This window comes from Acaryochloris sp. IP29b_bin.137 (genome assembly GCF_028285745.1).
Classification (GTDB): Bacteria; Cyanobacteriota; Cyanobacteriia; order Thermosynechococcales; family Thermosynechococcaceae; genus Acaryochloris.
The window spans coordinates 1-9,088 of the sequence record NZ_JANQOP010000308.1 but is presented as its reverse complement, the minus strand read 5'-3'; the positions used below and the strand labels follow the sequence as shown (position 1 = coordinate 9,088).

Here is a 9,088-nt window from a genome sequence, read left to right as displayed (position 1 = left end):
AGAGTCTAGCCATTTAGCATCAAAAGCACCTAAATGGGTGGTCGTAATCAGGGTTTGAAAGCGAGTCTGAATCGCATCTAAAAGCTGGTTTTGCCGATTCAGATCCAACTCCGCTAGCACATCATCTAGGAGCAGTAAGGGGGCTTCACCCACCACTTCCTCAATCAGCTTCAGCTCCGCTAACTTCAGAGCCAATACCAACGTGCGCTGCTGGCCTTGTGACCCGTACTGACGGGCAGGAGTGCCATTAATCAGGAGCGTAACTTCATCCCGATGGGGACCGACCAGGGATAAACCTTGCAATTGCTCCAGCATCGACTTCTCTTCCAGTTGGCTAAGGAACTGGGGATAGAGCTGCTCAGGAAATTGCGGGTCATAGCGGACGTTAGGGGTGTAGAGAATTTCCAACTGTTCTTGATGACCACTAATGGTTTGGTGCCAGTGGCCCGCCAGGGGAACTAAACGCATCAACATCCGCTGACGCCGCTGAATCACCCGTGAACCACTCGCTGCCAATTGCTGATTCCAAAGAATAAGTTGCTGGGGGTCAACCTGAGGCGCATCGTCAGCACGATGATTTTTCAGGTAAGCATTACGCTGCTTAAGGACCTGCTGATATTGCTGCAACAAATGAGCATAGACAGGTTCTAACTGCACCAGCACCGCATCCAGCCAATTCCGACGCTCTCCAGGTCCACCCCGCACCAAATCCATATCGAGGCTGGAAAACTGGACAATATTGAGGTGTCCGAGGAAATCGAGCTGGCGGCGAATTGTTTCACTGTTAACGGAAGCGGTACGACGGCCATTGGCCCGTAGGGTCAAACTCAAATCAAGAGGGCCGCTTTCCCGCTGGAGGGTCGCTGTTACTTGACTGAGGGATTCACCGTCTTTAACCAAGTCGCGATCGCGACTGACTCGATGAGATTTTAAGGTTGAAAGCAGCTCCACTGCTTCTAATAGGTTGGACTTTCCCTGAGCATTTGGCCCCACCAAAATGGTTTTGGGGGCAGAGAACTCCACCTGCTGGGCGATATAGTTGCGAAATTGGATCAGGTGAAGCTGCTGGAGATACACAAGGGCTTAATGCTCAAAAATATTGTCAAAATGCATCAGATCAAGGGTGACGATAGTCGGTAGACACTGGAAACAAGCCATGGCTAGTTCTAGACGCTCTTCTCGCTCTAGCATCTTTACGAGGGTGGCTTGGGCTGATAGCAAATAGCGGACATCATTCGAGGCATAGTTCAATTGCTCTTCCGAGAGATTTTCCGCATTCCCCCAATCGGAACTTTGGGCTGATTTATCGAGTTCTTCACCTACTAACTCTCTGACTAGCTCCTTCAGACCATGACGAGGACTGTAGGTTCGCACCAATTTACTAGCTATTTTGGTGCAGAAGATCGGCATGGTTTCAATATCAAGGTGATGGAGCAGCGTGGCGATATCAAAGCGGGCAAAGTGGAACACCTTCAAAACTTTGTCTGTTTCCATCAGTTGCTTGAGGTTGGGCGCATCCATTTGTCCCTGGGCAATTCGCACCACAGTGACTTGACCTTCAGGATTGCAAATCTGAACTAGGCAGAGGCGATCACGATGGGGCTTCAATCCCATGGTTTCGGTATCTACCGCAATCCGATCCGCCTGGAGATAGTCCTGGAGAAAGGCGTCGCTAAGATCGCGATCGCAAACCTGAAACTCACTAAGTGCCATTCAATGCCCCCATACGTTCTGATGGGCATTGTACAGAAATTAGGGAAGGTTCAACAGAAGAGCCTCAGAAAAAGGCAGCCTGACCGCTATAATCATCACCACAGAGTGTTAGGGGAGCGCAACAAAATGCCGAAGTACGTCATGTGGGGAAGTTACTGCGATGGAGTGCTAGAAAAACGGGCCCCCTATCGCCAAGCTCACTTAGATGGCCTCAATGCTCAAAAAGAAGCTGGAACACTGATTACGATTGGCCCCACCCAAGATATCAAAATGGTCTTTGGCATCTATGAGGCCGACGATGAAGCCACCGTGCGCAATCTTGTGGAGTCCGATCCCTACTGGCAAAACGGAATTTGGACCGAATACGAAATCCGAGAATGGATTCAAGCAATTTAGCCCATAGCTATATCTTGACCAGTTTGATTTTTACTTCCCATACTTGGGTGAAGAGAAAAGCCTTGTTAGAGAAAGACTATGTGAGCAGGTTGGCCTAGAGACCAATGCCGAAGATCTGCTGAACGACTTAAGCAATATGTAAGGCTAGACAATTTTTCCGCAATGAGGGCATGTCTTTTGTTGGGGTGAGAGTTTCTGTTTACGCCGTTCAAGCTCTTCAGTAAAGCCAGAGGCCAAAATACCCGTTGGTAATGCAAACAGCCCAATTCCTAAAATAGAAATACAACTCCCTAAAATTCGACCCGCTGTCGTCACAGGGTAGATATCTCCATAGCCCACTGTAGTCAAAGTCGCGACGCCCCACCACATCGTGGCAGGAATATTGGCGAATGCCTCAGGTTGAGCATCATGCTCAATAAAGTACATTAGTGTAGAAGCTAACCATAATAGCCCCAAAACGCCCACCAGCGTGACCAATAACTCATCTCGCTTCGACTTGAGAATATTCCCCAATACTTGAAAAGAGTGAAAATATCGACTGAGCTTGAACAACCGTAGAACTCTAAGCAGGCGCACAAAGCGAATAAACCTAATATCAATTGGAATAAACAACGGTAAGTAAAACGGAGCCAACGCCATTAAATCGATCAAGGCCAGTGGCGTGAACAGAAACTTAATCCGTCCCAGCAAGGGATGCTTAAAGTCTGGGGCCGCAGTACAAGACCAAATCCGCAGGAGATATTCGATCGTAAAAATCGTAATGCTAACGGTCTCACAAGTCTCAAAATAGGCCCGATACTGTAGTGTTAGTCCTTTAACGGTCTCTAAGGTAATGACGACCAAGTTCGCCAAGATCAACGCTAATAGGCTGATATCAAAAATCTGACTCGCGCGATCGCCGGCATCGGCTACTTCTAAAATTTCAAAAACTCGTCTTCGCCAAGTTTTGGTTCTTTTACCCCCCATCTGTTCACCTATATTTAAAACCTGATTTACCTCCATAAGTTAGCAGTTATTGAGGTGATGATGTCATTCAAACTTTCCAGAAAAATACGTAATTCTGCGGATGACATCTCCGGCTAGAAAAATATTTGCCTGAAAATAAAATAAATCTAAAGCCTTTTCAGTAATGGATTGCAGCGCAATAACGCCGCAATTCATAAGTTATTCTTATGTGCATTTTTATTGACCTTCAAGCTAACTGCAATGAATAGCCTGTATATACACACGAGATAAAGGCCAGAAGTATGCAGGTATTTGGAACTGAGAATGACGATTTGTTAGTCGGCTCTTTAGAAGAAGACACTCATCTAGAAGACCTTGATCTCAATTACTATTTGGGTGAACAAGGGGATGGCACCCTCATCACGACCAAAGGTGAAGAATTTGCATACAGTAGCCAAGGCAATGACCTCGAAGATGCGCGTAGGAATGATGACCACCTTAAAGGAGGGAGCGGCCATGATACTCTCCTCGGTCTGGACGGCAATGATGTCCTTGAAGGTGAAGCCGGGAATGACAAGCTAATCGGGGGCCCTGGTGACGATTTCTGGATCTCCGGAGGAGTAGGCCACGACAGTCTCTACGGTGAAGATAACAACGATGTTTTGAGTGGTGGCAAAGGCCATGACTTCCTTTCAGGGGGTGCTGATAACGACTCCCTCTTTGGTAACGAAGGTCGTGACACCTTATACGGTGGCGAAGGCGACGACTACGCTGAAGGAGGCGCAGGTCGTGACCTAGTAGATGGTGGTGCAGGTCATGACGTCCTCAAAGGTGGTCGTGGTCGTGACACGCTCCTGGGTCAAGATGGCAATGATGTCTTAGAAGGTGGCGCAGGCCATGACAAATTGATTGGCGGAACTGGGGATGACTACTGGGTGTCGGGTGGAACAGGCAACGATAGTCTCTACGGTGAATCTGGTCATGATGTCTTAAGTGGTGGCAAAGGTCGAGATCTGATTTACGGCGGCACAGGCAACGACTCCCTCTTTGGTAACGAAGGTCGTGACACCTTATACGGTGGCGAAGGCGACGACTATGTTGAAGGGGGTAAGGGTAATGACATCCTCAACGGTGGCACTGGCAACGATACGATCTTCGGTGGTACTGGCAACGACATTATCGATGGTGGCGCAGAAGACATCATTGCGCCTCGTAACTTAGTGGTTAACGGTAGCTTTGAAGACAATCGGCTCGGCAAGCGTCGCTGGGGGGTCTTTGGCTCCGTCGAAGGATGGACGACGACGCATGGGAGAGGAATTGAAGTTCAGCAGTTTGGCAAGGCTGATGATGGCAAAGCTCGAGTTGAGCTAGATAGCCATAACAACAGTGGCATGATGCAGAATTTAGATACTGAAGCAGGTAAAACCTACGAAATCTCCTTTGCTTACACCCCTCGTCCTCGTGTCTCTGCAGCGAGTAACTCCATCGAAGTCTACTGGAACGGGAAACTTCTCGACACCATCACTGGATTCAGTAAGACCGAAGCTTGGAAAACTTATACCTATACAGTTGAGGCGAGTGAAGGCGATACGACTGCTCTAGAATTCAGAGCAGCGGGTAAAGATGACAGCTTAGGCGGTTACCTTGATGATGTCACTGTTTTCGAATCTGTCTCTACAAGCCGGAATGACTTGCTGTTTGGAGGCAAAGGCAATGATATTGTCTTAGGCAACAATGGCAACGACCACCTGTCTGGGGACCAAGGCAACGACATTTTAGAAGGTGGCCTTGGCAATGACACCCTAATCGGTGGTTCAGGTAACGATATCTTAATCGGGGTCGATCCAAACGCTAACTTTGGTCAAGGATCAGTGGATTGGCTAATAGGGGGTGCTGGTAAAGATCATTTTATCCTCGGGAATGAAGTTGCATTCTATAACGATGGAAATGACTTACTGGCAGGCACCAATGATTTTGCGGTGATTACTGACTTTAACGCCCAAGAAGACAAAATTCAGTTAGCTGGATCAGCGTCTGACTATGTTTTAGGAGCTACATCTCAAGACATCAATCTTTATCTAGATACCAACCAAGATGGACGTGTCGATGGTGCTGATGAGTTAATTGCAAAAATTTCTGGTACTTCTCAGCTTTCTTTGTCTGATGCTGCTTTTTATTATGTTAGCTCTGCTGTTACTTTCTAGTTTTTCTTTCCCTTGTTTTTAGTGCTAACTGCCTTTCTATTTGGGCTAGTTTATCTCTGAAACGCTGTTGTGTTCCCATTATGTGTCAGTTGTACCTCAATTGCCTCGGCAGTTGGGGTATTTTCTTGGGAGCGTGATGGGTGGAACATCACGGGGTGTATCATCCAGGCATTTGTCTGGGATTGTGGTGTGGGTAGTGTGGAAGTGTTCACTGGACGATGCTAGGTTTAGGAGCTGGTTTTAGAGGAGTTTGTTTTTTCCTCACATCATTAGTATTACAAGGCCACGGTTGAGATAATGTCCAACCACAAGTTGTTCTTGTATAACTTCTGTAGAAGTTTCAATGAAATTATAAAAAAGAATCATTCATATCCTGAAAGCCTTGATGAAAAGGGATTAGCGAGCTTTGCAAACAAACAACCTTTTGGCTGCTCGGGTTACAGCAACATACAGTAGTTGGTTGCGTTCGCGAATATTGTGGTTGCGCATCAGGTTAGGCAAGTCAACAAATACATTCTGAAACGTAGATCCTTGGGACTTGTGAACAGTTAATGCATAGCTATAGTTTAAGTTGGCAAATCGTTGCTGTTTAAGCAACCAGAAATCTTGCCACCGTCTGGCCTCCGCTAGACGTTTCAATTCTTGCTGAAATCGTTGCTGTTCGGACTCATGTAGAACAGTAACCTCAACGTCGAAGTTGGCATCGGTGACTACATATAATCGCCATACCTGCCAACCGGAGGCGTCATCCTCATAGGCATCCTCCACCCAGCATTCGGAGGAGGTTTGCATCACAATTTCATCCTTGCGCCGAAATACAGGCCCCATAGCCATTAGTCGTTCCCCTGGTACGAAGCGGCAGGCGTTTTCGCCAAAAATAGCGTTACGGATTTGCTGGTTGAGATCGGCAACCCGCTGGTTAGTATAGGCCAAGGCCCGCACATAATCAGAATCTTCCTGACCTTTGTCACTGGTAAAGGCCCGAAGAAGCTGTTTGGTCCAGTCAGACTGTCGAAGCACGACGGTACCTTCGGTTTTATCTTCGTTGAGATCTGTGTGGAAGGTTGGTAGTCTGTAGGTCCCTAAATTGCAACGAACGGATTCTGCCAGTACACCGATAGAACTGCCATAGCGCACGACTTCCGTCAGCTGGGCCTTACTAGAAATTTCAAGAAAGGTTGGGGAGGCGGGTTCATTAATGGGTGGAAGCTGAGCAGAATCGCCCACAAACAATATCTGAGTGGTTAGGTGAAAGGTGTATAGCTCTGTTTGCAATAGCTCCCACAAATGGCAGTTGACCATTGAGCATTCATCAATCACCACCAAGGCAAATTTGCCAAAGGAACTTTGCTCATTTTGATCTGGGATAAATTCTTGCTCCCCAGTTTCTGGATTGATCTGGGGGCGAAGCCCAAGAAGCTGGCAGCAGGTGAGACATTCGACGTCCAATTTCCACGAAGACACCATCTGGTGCAAAACTTTGGTGGCCTTGTTGGTGAAGGCGCTAAAAACAATAGCGCGACGATCACCTCGATCTTTTAATTGGGAGACGAAGGCCTGTAAAAGAGTAGTTTTGCCAGTACCTGCATATCCTTCCAGGACAAATAGCCTTTCTGGGCTATCTAAAAAGTCATGGAGTTTGTCCAGGGCATTCTGTTGATGCGCTGTGAGGGTGATGCCTGCTTTGGTCTTAACTGCCATAAGTTAGCAGTGATGAAGAATAATCTTCACCATACTAATGCAACGTTTCCAGGGAAAATATCAAATTGATATAGAAGTACAGACCTTCAACTGCCTTCGCCTCAAGTACACAGGCAATGATTTGGACAACGGTTGGAAGGTCTTTAGAGATAGCCGCAGCCTCAACAGCTCTACTACACCCTTCTATATCAGCAAAAAATATTCAGATTAGTCTTCAACGATCAATCATGGTCGGTAAGCCTGTGGGCCAGATCAAGATGAGAAGACTGCTGGAGACCAAATATCTTTGTAGTAGCTTTCCAAGCAGTGCTGCATGATCGCTTGATGGTTAAACGCCAGCTTCATTTGTATCGCTGTTTCTAACGGATACCAGCGTGTTTCGGCAACCTCGTCCACGGCAACTTGGGGTTGTAGGGGCGGCAGTTGAGTCGTGTTTTCTAAAAAGAACATCATGGGAAAACGCAAGGACACATTTTGCCGTCTTAGAGGCTGGGAGGCGACGTAGTAAGGCTGGTCTAAAGAGCCCTGAAACGGATACTGCGTCTGCAAATGGGGAATATTGAGACCTAACTCCTCCCAAGTTTCTCGAATCACTGCTTCCCCAGCCGTTTCATCGTAATCCAAATATCCACCGGGTAGACCCCACTTTCCTGATTCAGTCGGCATTTGGTCCCCCCGCAACCCCAAAGGGATGTAGGCCGTGTCACCGATAACGAAAAAAGTAACAGCTAAAACCGTCACATCTCGGCTAATCCAACAGGTTTTCCCAGCAACTTCAATACAACGGTTGGGTCTATTGTTAAATTTCACAGTAGTGATGTCGTAACTCAGATGGCAGTGTCAATGATGGCCAATGGCTAAGAACGATATTTAGCGTTCACTATCCATTGGTTTAGGGATGTCTTCCGCAGCTATTATGTCTCACACTTTCGCTTCGATCTGCTTTTTTATGGTTTTCTTTTCGTATTGCTGGTTGTGGTTAGTGTTGCAGTCAAGCGCAAAAGAAAGTTTTCCTGGGAGTAGTAGCAGGCAGTGCGGTTGAGAGAATCCGGACTCGTTCGGCAAGGTATCAACCCAAAGATTTTGAATGAAACGTTGAGTAACGTAGACCCTTTACCCTGTCTGAGTGATCTGCCGAAGTGGGTGTAATAAGCGAGAGTGCGAGTTTCAATATTCATTATTTCACTTAGGAACCCGTTATCTGCCTGCAATGACCTACAGCTTAAGGATTCTAGATTTACCTGAAAGCGATCGCCCTCGGGAGCGCTTGATGGCTCAAGGTGCAAAATATTTAACCCATGCTGAGCTGCTCGCTATTTTATTGGGCACAGGTCAGGGGCCTGGCAAGCTATCCGCAGTAGGGTTAGGTCAACATATCCTCCAGCAGTTTAGTGAACATCAACAAGATCCATTGATGGTCTTGCGAGATGTGAATGCTTCAGAACTGACCCAAATTGCAGGGGTTGGACCTGCTAAAGCGACCGCCATTCTGGCCGCCGTTGAGTTGGGTAAAAGGATTTGCCAAGCCCGTCCGCCTGAATTGACGGTTATTGATGATCCGGCCATTGCAGCAGCGGCCCTAGCGGGTGAGTTAATGTGGCAACCTCAAGAGCGATTTGCAGTTCTTTTATTAGATGTCAAACATCGACTGTTAGGGACTCAAGTCGTCAGCATTGGAACGGCGACTGAAACCCTGGCCCATCCACGGGATATTTTTCGTGAAATCATTCGCAAGGGCGCAACGCGAGCGATCATCGCCCATAATCATCCCTCTGGTCAGACTGATCCCAGCCCAGAAGATATTGCCCTTACGCAGCAGTTGCTATCAGGAGCACAAATATTAGGCTTACCCTTACTGGATCACCTCATTTTGGGGAATGGAGATTTTACAAGTCTTCGGCAAACTACCTCGCTTTGGGATGAGTGCCCCCAAGAAAGTTAAGTTAAGGTGCTAGCAAGTGGTTCACGACATTGCTGGGGCCTTTTCCCCCTCTCTGATTAGGCATGAAGTCTTTGCAGAATAGGGCTGCCTTGTACGATATGATGATTGAGGGTCACTACTGGCTTGAAATTGGTTATTAATTGAATAAAGGATAAGACGCAGTGATTAGAGTAGCGATCAACGGGTT

The 9,088-nt window shown here is 47.2% G+C and carries 8 protein-coding genes; 3 read left to right on the top strand and 5 right to left on the bottom strand.

What is annotated here, in order from left to right:
- The coding region (gene recF, locus Q0991_RS21435; RefSeq protein ID WP_299492399.1) for a DNA replication/repair protein RecF at positions 1 to 1,077 on the bottom strand (1,077 nt) is incomplete at its 3' end.
- A gap of 6 nt (positions 1,078 to 1,083) precedes the next feature.
- Positions 1,084 to 1,713, bottom strand: a complete 630-nt coding sequence (locus Q0991_RS21430) for a ribonuclease H-like domain-containing protein (RefSeq protein ID WP_299492397.1) — start codon at positions 1,711 to 1,713, stop codon at positions 1,084 to 1,086.
- Positions 1,714 to 1,839: 126 nt separating this feature from the next.
- Between Q0991_RS21430 and Q0991_RS21425 the strand changes: the two genes are divergently transcribed.
- Positions 1,840 to 2,109: a YciI family protein gene (locus Q0991_RS21425; protein WP_299492395.1), complete on the top strand. Its 270-nt coding sequence runs from the start codon at positions 1,840 to 1,842 to the stop codon at positions 2,107 to 2,109.
- A gap of 144 nt (positions 2,110 to 2,253) precedes the next feature.
- Here the strand turns inward: Q0991_RS21425 and Q0991_RS21420 are convergent, their stop codons facing one another.
- Positions 2,254 to 3,075, bottom strand: coding sequence for an ion transporter (locus Q0991_RS21420; RefSeq protein WP_299492393.1), 822 nt, complete (start codon positions 3,073 to 3,075; stop codon positions 2,254 to 2,256).
- 281 nt (positions 3,076 to 3,356) lie between these two features.
- Between Q0991_RS21420 and Q0991_RS21415 the strand changes: the two genes are divergently transcribed.
- Positions 3,357 to 5,258, top strand: a complete 1,902-nt coding sequence (locus Q0991_RS21415; protein WP_299492391.1) for a DUF642 domain-containing protein — start codon at positions 3,357 to 3,359, stop codon at positions 5,256 to 5,258.
- 396 nt (positions 5,259 to 5,654) lie between these two features.
- On the opposite strand, the gene Q0991_RS21410 is transcribed toward Q0991_RS21415, so the two are convergent.
- Entirely contained in the window at positions 5,655 to 6,959 is a 1,305-nt protein-coding gene (locus Q0991_RS21410; RefSeq protein WP_299492389.1) for an AAA family ATPase, read from the bottom strand.
- A 252-nt stretch (positions 6,960 to 7,211) separates the two neighbouring features.
- Positions 7,212 to 7,769: an NUDIX hydrolase gene (locus tag Q0991_RS21405; protein WP_299492387.1), complete on the bottom strand. Its 558-nt coding sequence runs from the start codon at positions 7,767 to 7,769 to the stop codon at positions 7,212 to 7,214.
- Positions 7,770 to 8,169: 400 nt separating this feature from the next.
- Between Q0991_RS21405 and radC the strand changes: the two genes are divergently transcribed.
- Positions 8,170 to 8,901 (top strand): DNA repair protein RadC, encoded by a 732-nt coding sequence (gene radC, locus Q0991_RS21400; RefSeq protein WP_299492385.1) that lies wholly within the window; start codon positions 8,170 to 8,172, stop codon positions 8,899 to 8,901.
- Positions 8,902 to 9,088 lie beyond the last annotated feature (187 nt).